Origin of the sequence: Halorarum salinum (assembly GCF_013402875.1) — an archaeon.
Taxonomy (GTDB): Archaea; Halobacteriota; Halobacteria; order Halobacteriales; family Haloferacaceae; genus Halorarum; species Halorarum salinum.
In genome coordinates, this window is record NZ_CP058579.1 from 1,901,291 (window position 1) to 1,919,376 (window position 18,086).

21 protein-coding genes are annotated in these 18,086 nt (G+C 61.5%); 13 read left to right on the top strand and 8 right to left on the bottom strand.

The genetic code is table 11. The annotated features are described in order from the left end of the window. Positions 1 to 824 precede the first annotated feature (824 nt). Together HUG12_RS09165 and HUG12_RS09170 are read right to left on the bottom strand one after the other, a co-directional pair. Positions 825 to 1,814, bottom strand: a complete 990-nt coding sequence (locus HUG12_RS09165) for an arsenic resistance protein (RefSeq protein WP_179268466.1) — start codon at positions 1,812 to 1,814, stop codon at positions 825 to 827. 152 nt (positions 1,815 to 1,966) lie between these two features. After that, positions 1,967 to 2,305 carry a Zn-dependent oxidoreductase gene (locus HUG12_RS09170; protein ID WP_179268467.1) on the bottom strand — a complete coding sequence of 113 codons (339 nt, stop codon included), beginning with the start codon at positions 2,303 to 2,305 and terminating at the stop codon, positions 1,967 to 1,969. A gap of 163 nt (positions 2,306 to 2,468) precedes the next feature. Here HUG12_RS09170 and HUG12_RS09175 point away from each other — a divergent pair, with 163 nt between their 5' ends. Then, entirely contained in the window at positions 2,469 to 2,765 is a 297-nt protein-coding gene (locus HUG12_RS09175; protein ID WP_179268468.1) for a winged helix-turn-helix transcriptional regulator, read from the top strand. A gap of 279 nt (positions 2,766 to 3,044) precedes the next feature. Here HUG12_RS09175 and HUG12_RS09180 read toward each other — a convergent pair whose 3' ends face one another. Both HUG12_RS09180 and HUG12_RS09185 read right to left on the bottom strand, forming a co-directional pair. Then, on the bottom strand, positions 3,045 to 3,509 hold the full coding sequence (locus tag HUG12_RS09180; protein ID WP_179268469.1) for a response regulator: 465 nt from the start codon (positions 3,507 to 3,509) through the stop codon (positions 3,045 to 3,047). A 230-nt stretch (positions 3,510 to 3,739) separates the two neighbouring features. Further along, positions 3,740 to 4,174, bottom strand: a complete 435-nt coding sequence (locus HUG12_RS09185) for an Lrp/AsnC family transcriptional regulator (RefSeq protein ID WP_218836432.1) — start codon at positions 4,172 to 4,174, stop codon at positions 3,740 to 3,742. A 436-nt stretch (positions 4,175 to 4,610) separates the two neighbouring features. On the opposite strand from HUG12_RS09185, the gene HUG12_RS09190 reads away from it, so the two are divergent. From HUG12_RS09190 to HUG12_RS09215, 6 genes are all read left to right on the top strand, one after another. Next, positions 4,611 to 5,516, top strand: coding sequence for an FAD-binding oxidoreductase (locus tag HUG12_RS09190; RefSeq protein WP_179268470.1), 906 nt, complete (start codon positions 4,611 to 4,613; stop codon positions 5,514 to 5,516). A gap of 321 nt (positions 5,517 to 5,837) precedes the next feature. After that, positions 5,838 to 7,136, top strand: a complete 1,299-nt coding sequence (locus tag HUG12_RS09195) for an NRAMP family divalent metal transporter (RefSeq protein WP_218836433.1) — start codon at positions 5,838 to 5,840, stop codon at positions 7,134 to 7,136. Positions 7,137 to 7,221: 85 nt separating this feature from the next. Further along, positions 7,222 to 7,938 (top strand): sulfite exporter TauE/SafE family protein, encoded by a 717-nt coding sequence (locus HUG12_RS09200; RefSeq protein ID WP_179270617.1) that lies wholly within the window; start codon positions 7,222 to 7,224, stop codon positions 7,936 to 7,938. A 757-nt stretch (positions 7,939 to 8,695) separates the two neighbouring features. Continuing rightward, the gene (locus HUG12_RS09205; protein ID WP_179268471.1) at positions 8,696 to 8,839 is read left to right on the top strand and encodes a hypothetical protein; all 144 of its coding nucleotides are present in this window, start codon (positions 8,696 to 8,698) and stop codon (positions 8,837 to 8,839) included. Positions 8,840 to 9,236: 397 nt separating this feature from the next. Continuing rightward, positions 9,237 to 9,473 (top strand): hypothetical protein, encoded by a 237-nt coding sequence (locus HUG12_RS09210; protein ID WP_179268472.1) that lies wholly within the window; start codon positions 9,237 to 9,239, stop codon positions 9,471 to 9,473. Positions 9,474 to 9,549: 76 nt separating this feature from the next. Next, positions 9,550 to 10,215, top strand: coding sequence for an MBL fold metallo-hydrolase (locus HUG12_RS09215; RefSeq protein ID WP_179268473.1), 666 nt, complete (start codon positions 9,550 to 9,552; stop codon positions 10,213 to 10,215). A gap of 264 nt (positions 10,216 to 10,479) precedes the next feature. On the opposite strand, the gene HUG12_RS21700 is transcribed toward HUG12_RS09215, so the two are convergent. Beyond that, complete coding sequence (locus tag HUG12_RS21700) at positions 10,480 to 10,938, bottom strand: hypothetical protein (RefSeq protein WP_246308174.1); 459 nt, start codon at positions 10,936 to 10,938, stop codon at positions 10,480 to 10,482. Here HUG12_RS21700 and HUG12_RS21705 point away from each other — a divergent pair. Beyond that, positions 10,925 to 11,269 (top strand): hypothetical protein, encoded by a 345-nt coding sequence (locus HUG12_RS21705; protein ID WP_246308175.1) that lies wholly within the window; start codon positions 10,925 to 10,927, stop codon positions 11,267 to 11,269. The two genes, HUG12_RS21700 and HUG12_RS21705, sit on opposite strands and share 14 nt — an antisense overlap. Before the next feature lie 195 nt (positions 11,270 to 11,464). Then, entirely contained in the window at positions 11,465 to 11,629 is a 165-nt protein-coding gene (locus HUG12_RS09225) for a hypothetical protein (protein WP_179268475.1), read from the top strand. Positions 11,630 to 11,704: 75 nt separating this feature from the next. Here HUG12_RS09225 and HUG12_RS09230 read toward each other — a convergent pair whose 3' ends face one another. Then, positions 11,705 to 12,295: a hypothetical protein gene (locus HUG12_RS09230; protein ID WP_179268476.1), complete on the bottom strand. Its 591-nt coding sequence runs from the start codon at positions 12,293 to 12,295 to the stop codon at positions 11,705 to 11,707. Between the two features lie 121 nt (positions 12,296 to 12,416). Here HUG12_RS09230 and HUG12_RS09235 point away from each other — a divergent pair, with 121 nt between their 5' ends. Continuing rightward, on the top strand, positions 12,417 to 12,803 hold the full coding sequence (locus HUG12_RS09235; RefSeq protein WP_179268477.1) for a hypothetical protein: 387 nt from the start codon (positions 12,417 to 12,419) through the stop codon (positions 12,801 to 12,803). Positions 12,804 to 12,845: 42 nt separating this feature from the next. Here HUG12_RS09235 and HUG12_RS09240 read toward each other — a convergent pair whose 3' ends face one another. After that, the gene (locus HUG12_RS09240; RefSeq protein WP_179268478.1) at positions 12,846 to 13,256 is read right to left on the bottom strand and encodes a hypothetical protein; all 411 of its coding nucleotides are present in this window, start codon (positions 13,254 to 13,256) and stop codon (positions 12,846 to 12,848) included. Positions 13,257 to 14,540: 1,284 nt separating this feature from the next. On the opposite strand from HUG12_RS09240, the gene HUG12_RS09245 reads away from it, so the two are divergent. The 3 genes from HUG12_RS09245 to HUG12_RS09255 are packed head-to-tail and all read left to right on the top strand — an operon-like array spanning position 14,541 to position 17,086. After that, a complete protein-coding gene (locus HUG12_RS09245) occupies positions 14,541 to 15,920 on the top strand; it encodes a selenium-binding protein SBP56-related protein (protein ID WP_179268479.1) in 1,380 nt (459 codons plus the stop codon). A gap of 46 nt (positions 15,921 to 15,966) precedes the next feature. Then, positions 15,967 to 16,284, top strand: a complete 318-nt coding sequence (locus HUG12_RS09250) for a 2Fe-2S iron-sulfur cluster-binding protein (RefSeq protein WP_179268480.1) — start codon at positions 15,967 to 15,969, stop codon at positions 16,282 to 16,284. 25 nt (positions 16,285 to 16,309) lie between these two features. Continuing rightward, complete coding sequence (locus HUG12_RS09255; RefSeq protein ID WP_179268481.1) at positions 16,310 to 17,086, top strand: DUF2182 domain-containing protein; 777 nt, start codon at positions 16,310 to 16,312, stop codon at positions 17,084 to 17,086. 431 nt (positions 17,087 to 17,517) lie between these two features. Here HUG12_RS09255 and HUG12_RS09260 read toward each other — a convergent pair whose 3' ends face one another. Then, a complete protein-coding gene (locus tag HUG12_RS09260; RefSeq protein ID WP_179268482.1) occupies positions 17,518 to 18,030 on the bottom strand; it encodes a hypothetical protein in 513 nt (170 codons plus the stop codon). Positions 18,031 to 18,086: the final 56 nt, after the last annotated feature.

Here is an 18,086-nt window from a genome sequence, read left to right on the forward strand (position 1 = left end):
ACGCTGGCACCGTTAGATTCGTCTTGGCAGTAGCGCTCCGCCGGCCGTCGGACACGGGGCGCTCGAGGAGGATCGGGAGCTCGGCCGCTCGTAACGTTCTGGGCGCGCATTCATCCACCTCCTGTATCGTCCCGTTCTCCTCCTTCCACGTTTTCCGGACCCGGAAGCTTACAGCCCATCAAGGGTTACGATGCCTTCGCCGACCTCGAAGTTTACCAGGCGCCTCGGATCAAACGTCAGACTCACGATCGCCTCGTTCTGGCTCTCAGGCGCTCGAACCGAGCAACTACGGTCCGCATCGTAACGTCCACCGTTCCTCCGCACGGCCGTCGGTAACACGCAAACGCGTGGACACCGTTGTCAATTCCTTCGATCCGCTTGGAATGTGGCGTCTCGGATCCCGACTCCAAGCCGGTCTGCGCGAGAGTCGGTCCGGATCGTCCTCGTCGGTCGACGACGCCGCGCAGAACTGCCGATCACCCCGTCCTCCTCATCGAAGGCGAGTCCCTCATCCGCGAGGACCATCGAACCCGTCTCCACCTGGTCGAACGCCAACGACGGCTCCGCATCCGTGTTCTCACACGGCCACAGCGGGTCCCGATCACCGGCACCACCGCACTCCGGTTCCGAGATCCCGTACGGCGGTTCCCCACACGCGCCAGACCAACCTCACCACCACCGGCAGGCGTGAACGCGATCTCGACCGTCCCGTGCTGCGTACACGTGATCTCCACGCACCCGGCCCTCGTTCCCGGCTCGGCCTCCACGTCGAACTCCAGCGTCTCCTCATCGCGATGGGTTAGTTCGGCATCGAACGCGTGCCGCTACGCGTATGGAGCCGAGAGCGACGTCGGATCGTTCGATAGGAGCCACAGCGGCACCGCCCGCGTCAGAACGACCATCCCAACCAGTTCGACGAGCGTCTGCGTGACGACGACCGCGGGGACCAATCGGTAGCCATCCGGCAGCGCGAGCGCCAACGGGAGGACGACGAGCGAGTTCCGCGTCACTGAGGTGAACACGAACGCACGGGCCTCACCGACGTTCATCCGGAATAGTCCGGCGGCAAGTCGTCCCAACAGGGGCATGATGATGAGGAACACGACGTAGACGGGGACGACGGCAGCGATCCGTCCGATCGAATCCTCGACTCGGGGAAGTTGGGAGGCGATAACGACCAGAAGCGTCGCGCCCATCATCGGCACGGGAAGCCAGCCCATCGCGTCCTGCAATCGACGCCCGGTATCGGAGCCGTCCGCCCACACCTCGGTGAGCCACGCGAGCGTCAACGGGAGCGCGATGAGAAGCAGGAACGCCTCGATGAACGGACCCGCCCTGATGACGTCCGCTACTCGTGCGCCCATGAACAGCCACAGGTACACCGGAAGCAGGAGGAACTGGACGAGCAGGAGCGCTGGCGTCGCAGCGGTGACCTGCTCGGCGTTACCCCCCGCGAGATCGGTGAAGGCGATGACGTAGTCGATGCACGGAGTCAGCAGCACCATGAACGCCCCGACGAGGATGGCCGGCTCCTGCGGGAGGAATCGAGTGAGCGCGTAGACGACGGCCGGGACGACGAGGAAGTTCATCCCGAGCGCGGCAGCCATGAACCGAGCGTTCGTGAACGCGCGACGAAACTTCGTGAAGGGGATCTCGAGAAAGGTGACGTACAGGAGGACCGCCAGCACGGGGGTGATTACCCGCTCGAACAGCGGTGCGGCCGAAGGAAGACCGACTCCGAATCCAACGGCGAGGGCAACGCTTGCGGCGTAGATGGCGATCTGGCGTCGTTGGAGCCACTCCCTCATGCTCATCGGGGCGTTCTTGGGGACGGTGCGCTATACCGCTGGTGTCGCGTTCAGTACGAAGATCGATCGGCGTCCGTCAGTGTTCGGTAAGTGATCCGCGGGACGCTTTCCACGACCCACGACGTGGTTCAGATACGTCGACGACCGATCGGACCGAATCACGCTGCCTCGTCCTCTAGTCGTTCGACGAATTCGTCACGGAACATCCGTCGCGTCCCTTCGGGGCCCGTGACAGTCAGGACCGTCTCTTCGTATGGGGGCGACACGGTGATGTTGAATTCCGCGAACGAACAGCACCGCAACTCGTCCGCGGTGAACCGGGCGACCGCCCGGAGGGACTCGTCCGTTCCGTCGAACCGTACGCTCACACCGTCTTCGCGTTCCTCGTATCCCACGTACTGGGAGACGAGTAATCGTTGGACCGCTTCCGATCGTTCCGATCTCTCCTCCTCGGTCAGCGTACACGCAACCTCGGGTTCCGGGCCGTTCCGGCTCATGGGACGGAATCGCTTTGAATCCCGAACCATTTATACTTCCGAGTACGAAGTATGGAACCGACTGCGGTGAACGAAAGCCATGGCAGATGCCCCTGACGCGGTAACTGATGCGTCCGACCCTTCGAACGTCGATCGGGATTGTCTCTGTCCATTGGGGGGAGTGATGGATCTTCTCAGCCGCCGCTACGCGATGCAACTCATCTGCGTGGTTGGCGCAACCGGTCCAGCGAGGTACGGCGATATCGAAGGGACGTTCGACGGAGTGAGTAGTTCGACGCTCTCGACGAGACTCGACGAGCTCGTCGAGGCCGGAATCCTCGCCCGCGAGCAGTACGCCGAGATCCCGCCGCGGGTTGAATACGAACTCACTGAAACGGGTGAAGAGCTAGGGCGACGTCTGAAACCCCTTCTCAGGTGGGCGGAAGAAACCGATGAGGAGGAACTCTCCGGGAATCGATGAACAGCGGACTGCAGGAAGGCACGGCGTGAGTTTCGGGAGATCGGACGACGTACCTCCGGGAACTCCGGAGGGAAGTCCACTCATCGGTGCAGCGTAGGTTGGTACGCTATCGTCACCGTACTCGGGCCGAAGGGCTCGCCGACAGCCACCGCTCTTTTTAGCCCAGGCTGGCTCCGTTGAATTCCTCAGCAAGTGATCGGATCGGCACCCTCAACGGCCAGTACAGGTGAAGCACGTGCCACCCACTTCCCTTCCCAGTGCCCGTATTCGGGGAGTGAACTACGCCGGAGTCGGGGGAAGACGTGCCTTTTCGAACCAGAACCGCTCAACCGTTCGCGCGATGGTGACGTATTCCTGAGCATCGGCCGGCTTGGTCAGATACGCGTTGGCGCTGGCCTCATAGCACCTCCTGACATCGCCCTCGTCCTCGGAACTCGTGTTCACGAGCACGGGGAGATACTGGAGGTGGTGGTCATTCCGAATGGTTTCGAGCATTTCACATCCATCCCCGTCGGGGAGGTTCAGGTCCAAGAGAACGAGCGCCGGAGCCGGTGCTGACCCATACTCGCCCCGCTGTCGCAAGAAATCGACTCCGTCATCTCCATTGGTGACGAGATGTAGTGTCGTCTCCGTCTCCGTTGAATCGAACGCCTCTCGTGTGAGACGGGCATCACCCGGGTTATCTTCGACGAGAAGAACATCGATGGGTTCGTCGTGAGATTCTCGGTGGGAACGGTCGGACATGGTGAGGTGACCCCGTGGGGACTTACTCGCGCCCCACCGTATCCGAGGAACGGGTTTAGCTCTTTCTCGACGGATCCGTTATCTATTGTGTATAACTGGTGGAACATCCGCCTTAATTGGCATTCCCACAAGTGATACTTGAATTTCCGCACTTGGAGGAGCGATAGTTGCGGAAATCGGAACAGGTTCGTTACTCTTCACTCTCGTCGGGTTCATCGCCAAGCCCCCCCTCATAGTGGAAATGATCGAACGGCTGGATTCGGCGCTGTTTCATCATCTCCGACTGTTCGATTTCGAGGCCCAACTCGTGAATCGCATCCGTGATGCGGGTGATGTCGGACGTGGACGTTCCGCCGCCCGGTGAGCATCTCTCGTACGTCGATGACGCCCTTGATGTCGAGCAGTTCCTCAACGTACTCGGACCGCTCGGTCGGGGGCGCGGTCACGACGAACAGCACACGGAGGGGGAGGTTGGCCGCTTCGTAGTCTAATTCCGGATGATAGCCAGCGATAACGTCGTTCTTCTCTAAGCGTTCGATACGGTTCCGAACCGTGCTTGCCGACGTGCCGACTTTGTCGGCTATCTCCTGTGCGGTAGCGTTCCGCGCATCGACCTGGAGCAAGTGGAGGATGCCACGGTCGATGTTGTCGAGTTCGTGCGCCACGTGAACACTACGGCAGGCCAGTTGCATGGACCCTGTGACCGCCCCGTTCGGGAGTCGCGATGACTCTACTCGATTCGCATCCCCACGCAGCGGCAGTTTCTCGCTGAACCGTGTCCGAAGGATGGGGTTCAACAAAGTCCCCTGGCCGTAGGTCATCCGTACGAACACGGCGGTGGTCGGCGGGGAATCGTCGGATTGGCGAACGCCTGCTGCTCGAGCGAGCGGGACGTTGAAGCGACCGCCTTCGAGGAGCCAGAAATCGGAGCAGGGGCCCCACGGCGCGGTTCGGGAGGGATTCACGCTCCCTTCGAGACGCCTGAGAGGATCACCGTTAGTCCTCGAACAGTGGTCGTGAAGTGACATTCGGCAAGTAGCCGTCGAATATCTCTTTTTTTTTCGCGTGATAACGAATGGCACGGCGGATTTCCGTAGCACCATGCCCCAAGCCACCGTCGCCACTCGAGACGGGACCACGACCACGCTGCCCGAGGAAACTGTCGAGGCGTTCCGCCAGCGCCTGCGCGGCCCGCTACTCTCTCCCGGGGACGAGGGGTTCGAGGAGGCGACGCGCATCTGGAACGGCATGATCGAGAAAACGCCCGCGCTCGTGGTCCGGCCGACGGGGACGGCCGACGTCGTGGCCGCGGTGAACTTCGCCCGCGACGACGACCTCCTACTCTCGGTGAAGGGTGGCGGCCACAACATCGCGGGCACGGCGCTGGCCGACGACGGCCTGACCATCGACACGTCCCGACTCCGCGGGGTCCTCGTCGATCCCGAAGAGCAGATCGCGACGGCCCAAGCTGGCTGCCTCCTCGGCGATCTGGATCGGGAAACCCAGCTCCACGGTCTGGTCACGCCAGGAGGCTTCGTCTCCGAAACCGGGTTGGCCGGCCTGACCCTCGGCGGTGGCTTCGGCTATCTGACCCGCCGGTTCGGCTGGACGGTCGACGACCTGCTCGAGGTCGAGATCGTCACCGCCGATGGGGAGGTCCGTCGCGCTAGCCGCGAGGAAAGCGAGGACCTCTTTTGGGCGGTCCGCGGCGCCGGCCACCACTTCGGCGTCGTTACCTCGTTCACGTTCGAGCTCCACGAGGTCGGTCCGACCGTCTACGGCGGACTCATCGCCTGGCCGTTCGAACGGGCCGACGAGTTCCTCGAGGCCTATCGGGAACTCACCGCCGAAGCGCCCAGGGAACTCACGGCATTCGTGATCATCCGTCGAGCCCCGCCCGCACCCTTCGTCCCCGAGGAGTGGCACGGTAAGCGAATCTGCGCCATGACCGTCTGCTACAGCGGTGACCTCGGGCGGTCGATCCGTACGCGGCTTTGCCATCGCTAACGACGAATGGGAAAACATTGCAGGCGGCGTGTTCCCCCTCTCTGAGAACGGTTCTCCACACCTCCCATGGGAGAACAGGTTCCGTCCGGGAATCGCAGGACCTAACCCCCTGGATGGTCTATATCCTGATATAATTCTTGACCGTTCTGCGCTAGGGAGTGGAGCACTCGGAGTTCGGCGGTTCGGGGGAGGCACAGGTAGTGCAAGCACGATCCGGTCCGGCGGAGTGGCGATGCTCGTGAGTCAGCCGTCTCGAAGAACTCCGTCGAATCCCCCGCCAACGCAGGGAGCGCTAACCGACCAAGGCAACCGTATGAACCCATGAGCTTTGATTTCAACGCGTACCACGATCTTCGCTCGATATTCGGCGTCGAAACGTCCGTAAGCGACGTCTTCCGGAAGTACGGGCTGGCGTTCGTGATGGTCGCCAGTTACTTCGGCTCCGGGTCAGTCTTCATCGCCAGTTCCGCCGGCGTCCGCTACGGCTACTCGCTTCTCTGGGCCGTCGTGGGCGCGGTGCTACTCGGCTACATGGCCCAGGACATGAGTGCCCGTCTCGGCATCTTCGGCGAGTCCCTGGCGGCCTTCGCCAGAGAAAAACTTGGACGGACCGTCTCGACGGTGCTTATGGTACTTCTATCGGTCGGCTGTGTCGCCTGGACGCTCGAACTCACCGCCGCTGTCGGGAAGGGCATCGTCGTCCTGTTCGGCCTCCAAGCGATCGGCTGGGGCCCCTTCGCATACCTGACCGGCCTTGCGGCCATCGTCATCGGTATCCTCGGCTACGACTGGGTCGAAAAGATCATGGTCTCGATGATGTTCGCCCTTCTCGTCAGCTACGTCTTCGTCGCCGGTGCCTCCTCGCCGGATATCGTCGCTGCGGCGACGGGGTTCGTCCCCGTCCTCGGCGGTATGAACGGGATGGTGCTGGCGGTCTCCATTCTCGGGACCACAGCGCTGTGGCCCAACTTCTTCCTCGAATCCGAACTCGTCGAAGAGAAGGGCTGGATCGGAGCTGACGCGATCCCTGATATGCGCCGCGACCTCGCCATTGGCTACGCAGTCGGCGGGATCACGACGATCGCCATCGTCGTCGCTTCTGCCGCGGTCCTGCGACCGGCAGGGTACGAGCAACTCGAGACGTTCCTCACGCCCGGCAAAGCCATGGCGACTGTGCTCGGTGAGTGGGCGATGGTCGTCTTCCTCGTAGGGACTCTCGCGGCGGCCTTCAACAGTATCATCCCCATCATGTGGGCGCCCGCCTACATAATCCGCGAGACGCTTGGCGGCGAGTACGCCGAGAGCCGCCGGACGTTCCTCATCATCTACGTCGCCGGCGTCGGACTCGGGAGCCTCTCACCACTGGTCCATCAGTATCTGGGCCTGAGCGTCATCGACATGATCATCCTCTTCCCGGCGTACAACGCCGTGGTCGGACTGCCCGTTACCGCAGCATTGCTGTTCTGGGCGGTCAATGACTCCGACGTGATGGGCGAACACACCAACGGGGTGACGCTCAACGTCCTCAACGCCGCACTCATCCTGATAGCGGCCTACTCGGCCTATAGCGCCGGTAGATTGGTCATCGAAACGATTCTCACAGGCGGGCTCGCCGGATGATGGGGGGTGAGCTGGTGTGACCGCAGTCGCCGGTCTCACACTCCCGGTCGTGTTCGCTTTGGTCCTCATCTCCCTCGCGGGTGGCATGGGAATCACCGCCGTTGGCCCCGGGGGCGTCTTCGTCACAGCGGCGCTGTACGCCCTACTGGACATCCCGCCTGGCACTGTCGCCGGTACAGCCAGCGCTACCTTCGTCGCTACGGGGCTGCTCGGGACCGCCACGTATCTTCGCTCTGGCGAACTCGGCGACCGCGGGGGGGCCGTCGCGGCGGGACTGCTCAGCCTCGGGGGGATCTTCGGCGCGCTTGTCGGCGTCCGGCTCAATGCCATGGTCTCCGAGCAGCTGTTCGGTTATCTACTCGGTGCGTTCCTCACACTCTCCGGCGTGTTGGTCTGGCATCGTGCCCGCGGGACCACTGACGAGCGGCGCACGCTCGACCCCTCGACCTGGTCGGGGCGAGTCGCAGTCACCGTCATCGGGTTCGCCGTGGGCGTCCCCGGCGGTCTGTTGGGCGTCGGCGGTCCCGTCATCGCCGTGCCGTTGCTGGTGGTCGTGGGCATGCCGATGTTGCTCGCCGTGGCGCTTGCACAGGTTCAGTCGGTGTTCCTCGCGGCCGGAGCCACTGCCGGCTACGTCGCGCAGGGAGCGGTTTCGTGGCCGTTGGCCGCGCTGGTGGGCGTCCCGGAACTCGTCGGCGTGATTGCCGGCTGGCACTTTGCCCAGCATACCAATCCTGCCCGGCTCAAGCGCGGGCTTGCGGTCCTGCTCGTCGTTCTTGGACCGTATCTCGTGCTGTCATAGGGAGGGGATCGTAGGATGGGGAAGGAGAGCTCATGAAAGGACCGCATCCCCCGTTTCAAGCGCTTCGCTCCACGTCGTGCATATCCGACGAGCCTCGGTTTCCATCCCTACGAGATAGTCCAGCAGGAGTGTGATCAGAGTGGAGAACCGCGGTCGCCAACGGGGAATCCTCGCTGTGGGTCCCTGTCGAACGACTGCATAGGGTACAGCGAGAGGACGTGATACCACACAGCCGATGCGTGTAAGGAGCACGTACGCATTCGAAACTCCCACCCCACTTCGTTTGTAAACCCATTCGAAGGAAGGAGTGGGGAAACGCATGTCGGCGCTAAGCGCCCGACGGTTCGTGTGTAGCCTCCAGGGAGCATCCAACAAACCGTACAGTGCTCCGGAATCCGAACCGGGGTGGAGCACTCCAACTGCACACCGGTGTCCCCGTAGCTCCTTCCACACCCAACGGTGGCACTGTACCCATGTCTACAACACAGTACGTCGATGTCGAACGCACCCTCACAAACCTCGAAACCAGTTCGCTGGTCCCGGCCAACGTTCAAGCCATCCGGGAGTTCCTCGACCGCTGTGCCGCCCAGGGCATCAGCGACGTCCGGCAACAGCGGTACGCCCGGTCGTGGAAGGCACTCGTCCGGAAGTCCGCGCCCGACGGCTTCCGGTTGTACGGCGCCACCGAGGCGGAGCTCAAGGAACTCGTCGCCGGCCTGACCGGTCCTCGAACCACGCGGAGACGTCGAAGGAGACGATGCGCAGTGCGGTTAAGAAGTTCTACAAGTTCGCGAACGGCGGCCACGACCACCCGGACAAGGTCGACCTCTTCACGGTGAAAAACGGGCGGCGGAAGGCCTCGTCGGTCACCCTGGAGGGCCTTTCACCACCGATGAACTGAAACGCCTGCTACGCGGCTTCTCAAGCACGCGTGACCGGGCGTTCACCCTGGTCCTGTACGAGTCCGCCGCCCGGCCCGGCGACCTCCTCTCGCGGAACGTCGCGGACTTCACCGCGAACGAAAACGGGGGTTTCAGCCACATCGAGGGGAGCAAGGACACGCCCGATCGCGCCAAGCTACATCCACGCGATGACCACCAGTACATGGTACGGCCGCGAACTACTTCGACTACGGCCTGGACGGTAGTCCCCCGGTCGAGCCTACCGCTTGGGAAGCGCTCGCTGATGCGCTGGAACAGGCGGACGCCCACCACCAAGCGAGGCTGGAACAGGAACTGGCCCAGATCGACGAGCAGTTAGCAGTTCGAAACCGGCAGCACGGTGACTTTGTCACTGAGTTGGAACGCCAGATTGACCGCTATGTGGACCGGTTCGAGCACCTCTACACGATCGGGAGGGGGAGACTCGACGGGACCCGGGAGCGGGTGAAGGACCGGCTCATCGCGTTCTATGAGGAGCTACGCGACGAACAGCGGGACCACTGGCGGGACCGCCAGCGGATAGAGCAGGAGCGCCGTGATGTGCGCCGGGAACTGGCCGCGACAGGCGACGATGCACTCGCCGACCTGCTGTAATCGCGCTGATCACCGCGTCCTGACGCCAGCAACCACGGGCGAGTGGATTTATTGAGCATCCCAGCGACACTCACCCATGAGCGTTCAGCATGGCCCCCTTTCGTTCGAGCGACTCGGCCACGCAAGCGTCCGGATCGAGACCGACGACGGCGTTGTCGTCTACATCGATCCATGGAGTGATGTCCTTGCAGACGAGCCGAGGGACGGTGACGTCGTGTTCGTCACGCACGACGATTTCGATCACTACGACCCCGACGCGATCGAAGCGGTCGCCGCCGACGATGCCGACATCGTGGTCTACGAGGCGGTCGATACAGCCGACCTCGACCGCGACGTGACCCCGCTGGCCTACGAGGGCTCGCTGTCGGTCGCCGGAATCGATGTTGAGGCGGTCCCCGCACACAATCGAGAGGATGGCGAGCACGTCGACGAGGACGGCGACCCGTTCCACGCCGAACGTGAGGTCATCGGGCTCGTGCTCACGTTCGATGAAACGACCGTCTATTTCACCAGCGATACGGACTTCCTCCCGGCGCACAATCACATCCAGGCGACCGTGTTCATCCCGCCGATCGGCGGTCACTTCACGATGGACCGCCACGAGGCCGCGGACTTCGCCGAGTCGGTCGAGCCGGAACTCGTGCTTCCGGTCCACTACGATACCTTCGACGCGATCGAAACCGACGCCCAAGCGTTCGCCGAGGATGTGGAAACACGGGGGCTGACCGTCGAACTGTTCTGAGCCAGCAGCGAGCACACGTGAGGACCAGTCGGACGGTCCCGTTCCACCCCACCGTTCAGCCACAATGTTGCGTGAAACTACCGCTCAGTAGGCTGCAAACCTAACGCAGTTGCTCCTATCGGCTATTTGTGGTGTTGATAGCGCCGTACTGAATACAGGGCGCGTATCGGTTACGAGGGGGAAGGGTGGACGGTTTGGAGAATCGCTCAATACAGGTGAAGGACCAACCGTACAGTTCAGAGAAATCGAGGAATCACACTGGAATCATCTCACAGTCAGCATCGGCAGAAAATACTTATCAGCTGGCATATCAGACCTGTTCATGCGCCGTCGAACCCTCCTCGCTGGCCTCGGTGCCCTCTCAGCTGGCTGTCTCGGGTCATCGGCTCCACACACAAGTAGCACACCGTCCTCAACAGAAACCAGCGGGACGCCAACCTCTACAGTCACGCCACCGTCTACAACCAGTCCACCATGTGAACGTAGGACTGAAACTCCATCCACGGACTCTACAGGTGCGACGGCTTCGGACGGTGAATACAAAGTTGGTGGTCTTACGAACTCGACAAGCACCACCGGTTCGTCCGGCACGCCTGTCCCCGAACCTGCCGTCAAGTTCAGTGCCGCTGTCGTTGACGATGTCGTCTCCGAGGAGAGCCCCGGCGCGATAGAACTGAAACTGATGAACAGGAGCTCGACGACCCAAACGGTGTTCGCAGGCACCGTTCCGCCGTTCGGGACGGTGTTTGCAGATTCCGTCGAAGGCGACGAATTCCTGCTCTGGCGGGAGTACGAGGAGGAAGGATGTATCACTTTCAGCGAAGACGGGTTGGTGATTTGTGACATCGGCTCACTGACGGAGCTCCACCCCTGCCAGAGCATCACTCACCGGTACGACATCCTCCCGAGTAGCACGACTCACCACCCGGAGTACACAGTACCGCCCGGCCCCGGTACATTTCGCATCACCGGCTCGCTCGACTACGAGGCAGACGGAGCACAGGAGTCGGAACTCTCCTTCGAGATTCAATTCTCCCTTGACGCAGTAGAATAGACCGCTCAAAGAAGTGTGCGATGGTGTTTGGAGCTCACTGAATGCATTAATATACACAGGGCTACTGAGCGGTTGATTCACGCACCGCGGTCTGGAAGACATTACCTGTGACGACACCGTTCGAACGCAGAGTACAGGTAAGGAGCCTATCGATATCTTCAGAGGCGTTTTCAAACCGGGAAGCCAGCGTCGAGCATGGCCACTCGGCTCGTATTTCTCCTTCTGTGGGTCCCCATCGGGTTCGCGTTGCTGGTCGGCGCGTCCTATCTCGGAACGAAACTCGCCCTTCGCTCGTACTTCGACGACGACGAGCCTCCGTCGAGCCTCATCAGTATCGAGGACGTGAACGACGACCGATGACCGGAGTCGGTTATCAGGCCGTCATTCAGGGGAATCGGCCGGTACAGGTCAGGTATTGCTCGACAGGGACCCGTACTAACTTGGCGTTCCCCACGTCGGAAGCGCGGCTTTGATGGCTGGCTCGGAGCCGACGTACGCACCGGCCGTCCCGAACGCCAGGGGAACCAGCGGGACGACGACCATCCACGAGAGCGAGGTCGTGTTCCAGAGCGCGGGCGTGATGAGAGTTTGACCCGTCGAGACGCGGAAGACGAAGGCGCCCAGGAGGATCGAGATCAGGTACCCGACGAACAGGTATGCGCCGACTGCGGCTGGGATGGCTGCGTCCTCGTCAGCGTGCTGGACGACGACGGCGCCGACGACGAAACACGCGAGCGGCCCACAGAGGAAGAGCCACGGTGCGGTCCCTAGCGGGAGATATCCGACGAACGTGCTGTCCGGGGATGCAACCTGGAGGGGAACCCGGTGCGCAGCCAGCAGAACCCATCCGATCGCTGCCCACGCAGGCTCTCCTGCAGTTTCGTACCCTGGCCATAGGTTCCGTGGAGAGTTCCCGCCACGGCCGAGAAGTCGTGGGAGCCACGGAACCGCGAGGATTGCCGTGAGGACGTAGGCGAGGACGGCCGCAGTCGCACCTGCGAGACTACGACGGAGGGAAGGAATCATATTCAATCGTTACCTGCGCGCAATTTAAATCTGCATACTCAACGACTCGACCCTAGCGAGAGGAAGGAGACGAACGCTCAGTACAGACAAAGTATTTATCGAGATATATGTGTCAGTATGTATGGGGTATCACTTGTCACGGCGGCGGTTCCTCCACGCGTCGAGTCTCGTGGCTGGGTGTTCTGCGGGGTGTCTCGGTGTGTACGGGAACGGGCATATGCAGGATATTAGCCTATACAACGGCACTGGAACGACTCTCACTGTTACGACAACCGTCACTCGTACCGCCGATACCGAAGAGATTCTGTCGGATACGGTCACACTCGCTGATGAAGCCAAACAGCGATACCCCGACCCAATTAAAGAGGGAGGGGTGTGTCTGATTCAGGTCTCCGTCGAGGGTGGAGAGCAGAACTCATACGAGTGGGACGCGCCGGAGAGCGAGGCATCTGGAATCCAGGTCTCGATAACGACCGACGGTATTGGGTTTAGCAGGGTGGTGGCGTGAGTACGTAGTGCTGGTCAAGCAGGAATCGTTCGGAGAGGCCATTCAATCATAGATAGCTCCGCCGAGACTGAGTGCCCCCTCTTCGTCCAATGAGACCACGACCGTGTCACCCGTCACTCCAGCAGACGAAGCCGAAGACGGGCGTAACTCTATGACGATCTCGGAAGAGTCCCCAGTATCAGCTTCGACTGCCACCGTATGCGTGCCTGGTTGAGCGATGTACCCCTCTCGCCGCTGCCTTCCCCCGGCTGACAGGGTGAAGTCCTCGTTCCATCGAGTCTCCCCGTCAGTTATCACGGAAACGGTCAGCGAATGGCTCCGGTCGTGGCGATTCGAGAGCAGCAACGTTCCGGGCCCTGCGTCGTATGCCGCCCCGAAGCAGCCGCTCACGAAGAGCGTCCCTGTCGCTCCCAGCACGGAGAGGAACACGCGACGAGACCCTTCCTGAACCATACCATCAATCAATTCAGAGACGTGATAAGTACTTTTCGTGGTTGCGTCCCCGAATACAAGCCAAGTCCATTCTTACCAGGGGACCTATCGGTCGATTCGCAGATTCACTTAGCGGCTGTTCCGTCGCAGACGGTCTGAAACGAACGCCGACCATCTACTGCATACATCCTCTGTAGTCAGTACGTCGCATCTGACAGTGGCCACGTAGGTCGACCACGTCCATAATACACTCATCTGTTTCACCGAATTGAGGAGATCAATCAGCCGTGAAGTGATCTGCTCTGTGTTGCTTGGTACATCCCCTGTACTTAGCGGCGCGCCTCACCTAACTGTGAGCCGCCGGATGTCCGAGAATGAGGGAGTCTCGGACAACATGGCCCCGGTCGGGTCCCCCTCTGACCAAGAGCGCACGTAACAGCCGCTTCGTGAGTCTGCGTATTAACTGAGTACCTCCGGAGGGCACTATATTATCGTGATCCCGGTGATGGTGATCCCGACGGTGCCAGCGAGGATGCCGACCGCGAAGATGCCGTCCGCCCGTTTACTGATCGTCTCCTGTCGAAATAAATAACGTTCGTGAGGCGTGCTGCGTACAGAGCACCACGCAGCACGCCCTGAACGGTCAGCGAAGAGTTGCTCACGGTGGATGAACGGCGACGTCACTCACTACCTATCTTCTACCCGTAGTGAATATAATCAGCAGGCCGATCAAGCCCGTTCGTCCCGAAACCTCAGAATTGGCAACTGGCTATTCAGGTGGATCGCCACTAGCGGGCATAATCCGTGTTCTCAACGTCCTGATCCCGCTTGAATCTCACATCACCTTTAGGCGTATTCCATATGGGCCGTCTCTTCTGCCGATCACTGGCGCCTCCCCGAGTGAGTTTCCATCGTACGGCTATCCTACCGTTCCATTGCGTCGTCGTATGAATACACGATCAACGGTTGATCCAGTCACGGATCTTCAACTCCTCGATTTCGGCAGGAAAACGAGGGATGCACGGGGACTGTCCTCCCCATCGCATCGATGTCCTCATCGCTCAGGAATGATCGACGGAGTCAGTCGATACAAACCATCCTACCCCGACTAGGATGGGGCGGCGACTCGACTAACGGGACGTGCGATTAGGCCCCGGTCGGCGTGTAATTCCGTGGTACCTCGACTGGTCGTGGCTGGCGGAATTGGCCAAGTCCGTGGAGGTCCAAGGTGCTCGCCGTACTCCGGGGTTGTCCGAACAGGGGGAGTTTGTAACTAAGAAAAATCGCGGGAACCCTCCGCAGAAGATGTCCGAACAAGAGCACACAGAGATGGAACACCAGCACGAGCACACCGGCCCCGGCTACATGACGCCACAGGCCGCGATCGAGCGATCGGAACCGGAGACACTCGCGTACGTGGTGGGAACGCACGTCGGGACGGACGTGGACGAACCCGACTTCGTCGCCGTCGTCGACCTTGACCCGGAATCGTCGAACTACGGCGAGATCACCGACCGTATCGACCTGCCGAACAGGGGTGACGAACTCCACCACTTCGGATGGAACGCCTGCTCGTCCTCCTGTCACGTCGGCGGGTTGGAGCGGCGATACCTCATCGTCCCCGGGAACCGCTCCTCGCGCATCCACATCGTCGACGCGCAGGACCGGGAACACCCCGAACTGGTGGACGTCATCGAGCCGGAGACGGTCAACGAACTCGACCTGTCCGCTCCCCACACCGTTCACTGCATCGGCGGCGGGACCGTCATCATCTCGATGCTGGGCGACGCCGACGGCGACCTCCCCGGTGGGTTCCTCGAACTGGACGAGGACCTGAACGTGAACGGGCGGTGGGACCACCAGGGCGAGATCGACTTCAACTACGACTTCTGGTATCAGCCGCGGCACAACGCGATGGTGTCCTCGGAGTGGGCAGCCCCGAAGACCTACCAGCCGGGATTCGATCTCGACGACGTCGAGGCCGGCAACTACGGTCACGAACTCCAGTTCTGGAACTGGGAGGAGCGGACGGTCGAACAGACGGTCGACCTCGGCGAGGAGGGGCTCATACCGCTGGAAGTGCGATTCCTCCACACCCCCGAGCACGCCCACGGGTTCGTCGACGCGGCGCTGTCGTCGAACATCTTCCGCTTCTGGAAGCGAGACGGCGAGTGGCACGCGGAGAAGGTCATCGACTTCGAGAGCCGCGACCACGAAGACTGGGACATGCCAGTACCCGCGCTTCCGACGGACATCCTTCTCTCGATGGACGATCGGTACCTGTTCGGGTCGAACTGGCTTCACGGCGAGGTCTGGATGTACGACGTCTCCGACCCTGCAAACCCTCAGTACGCCGATTCCATCTCCATCGGTGGCTACTTCGGCGACCGTCAGGAGGTCCAGGGACGTGAACTGGTCGCCGGGCCGCAGATGCTCCAGTTGAGCCTCGACGGCGAGCGCCTCTACTGGACGACGTCGCTCTACTCGTCGTGGGATGACCAGTTCTTCCCGGAGGAGGCAGAGCGGGGGTCGGTGATGCTCAAGGCTGACGTAAACCCCCGGAAGGGAACGATGACGCTCGACGAGGAGTTCCTCGTCGACTTCGGCGACCTGCCCGACGGGCCCGCCCGGGCGCACGAGATCAGGTGGCCCGACGGCGACTGTACGAGCGACATCTGGGAGTGAGCCGAGGAGTGCCGTACCCTACTCCCGATCGCTGCGCACGCTACCGATGGCTACCGTGAGATTGGTGTGGCGTGACGGCCGAGAGGCGACCGTAACTGCCACCGACGAGACGCTGCTCGAAGCCGCAGAACACGCCGATTTTAGCCTCCCGTTCGGGTGTCGGACCGGCGCCTGTGCCACGTGTACCGGTCGACTGCTCGACGGGGACTCGACCCACGTACGCCAACCACGGGCGCTCAAGCAACGTCACCGCGACGACGGGTACGTCCTGCTGTGTATTGCCAGGGCGAAAAACGACTCCGCGGTCGAAGTTGGAGTGGACGTTCACAACGACCTCTTGGAGAACCCACGGAAGGGACACTGAACGCAACTTCCGCTACTGACGGTCGATGACCGTGCTCGAACGGTGGACTCGTCGCCACCGAGACGGGTATCCGACCGTCACCCTCCTCGCGTGGGCAGCACTGGTGCTCCACGATCCAATCGAGCAAGCAGTGTTCGGTCACGACCACGAGCCGCTGGGGCTCCTGTCCGGTCCAGGCGTCATGGAATCGATCGGGACCACGCACGGGCACGGCATCGTCGGCGTCGGTCACTACCTCGGCATGTGGGGGCTGATGATCGTCGCGATGATCTATCCCACATCGACGGCCGTCTTCCAGTGGTACGCCGACCGCCATGGGCGGGGAACGCCGACTGAGGCGATCAGCGACGTCACAACGTTTGCCGCGACCTACACGCTCCTCTGGGTAGCAGTCGGGGTCGTTCCGCTGGCAGTGAACGTCGTGGTTCCCATCTCGTCGCTCGCGACCTCCGGGGGACCGCTCTACTTCGGCGTCGCGTTTCTCGCCGTGGCAACGGTCCAGTTCTCGCCGACCAAGCGCCGCTGTCCAACCCCCGTAACCCTGTTCGGCGACCGGGAGTACCTCGACACCGTGACAGCCGTGCGGTCAGGGTGGGAGTTCGGTCGGCAGGATTCTGGCTCCTGTGGCGCTTGGATGGGGCTTATGGTGGTCGTTGGGTCGATGAACATCGGGTGGATGCTGCTCATTACGGCCGCCATGTCGATGGAACGGACAACAGCGCGGGGCCAGCGGTGGGCAGACCGCTTCGGAGTGCTCTCGGCCGCCGTCGGATTGGGGCTCGTAGGGACGTGGTTCCTCTGAAACGGTTGGCGGTCCCAGTATCGTCCCTCCGCGACTGCCTCTGGAGAGACCGCTGATCTCAGCATTCATAGGGATCGACGGCCTTGTTGAAACCCTCTAGCAGTGATAGGTCTCCAGAATCCTGCTGAATAGATAGCGCGTATCGGTCACTGGCCATTCGCCACCTGGCGAGGATCGAATCGTTCGGTACAGACGATGTAGGTAACGAAAGCTACGTTATCAAGGGATGACAGTAATAGGGTATTGAAGACACAGGGCGTATCTTGGACCAAGGCTCATCGCGACGCCGGCGGTAGCTACATTGCGGACCTGTCATCGTTTGACCGTCAAGAAGAGCAGTAGAGTTCGCTGACCAATACTGTAAATAGCAAGCAACTTCGGAACACTTGCCTCCTGATCTGGATCGAACCTACAGACGGAAGAAGCAGGAATTACGTTGCCCTCGATGACGGTGACGACATCTCGTCGCGATTTTCTCGGGTCCTCCGTCCTCGCAGCCCAACGATCCCAGCGCCGACAAGGAAACCACCGCCGGCGACGAGCAGGAATGGCTCAGCGCCGAAGATGAACATGATGGGCTCACCGGAGAACGGATACGTCGTTTCCGTATAGAGCGGATAGCGTAACCCGTTCGCTGCGACAAACATCGTCCGGAACGCCTCGAACAGAACGATTCCACCGACCGCCACTGGCACGACGGAAAGACGCTTCCTCCAGGGGGCGACAGCCGCCCCAACAATGCCAATGATCCCCATTCCTGCGAGCAACCACTCCCTTCGACCGGGTACTTCCCCACCGGCGTTAATCGTCCCCTGGTACCCCGGTGCAACGTGCAGCACTCCTTGATGGATCCCGACCACTATCGCCGCGAATCCAGCGATCGCGAGGACGACCGGACTGATGCCTCTGTTTTTCACGACCGGAACGATTCCTATATTTTTCATATTTCGAAGGTTGATTTTGAGGGTTACTTAATCATTCCCCCAAAATTTCAGTATCG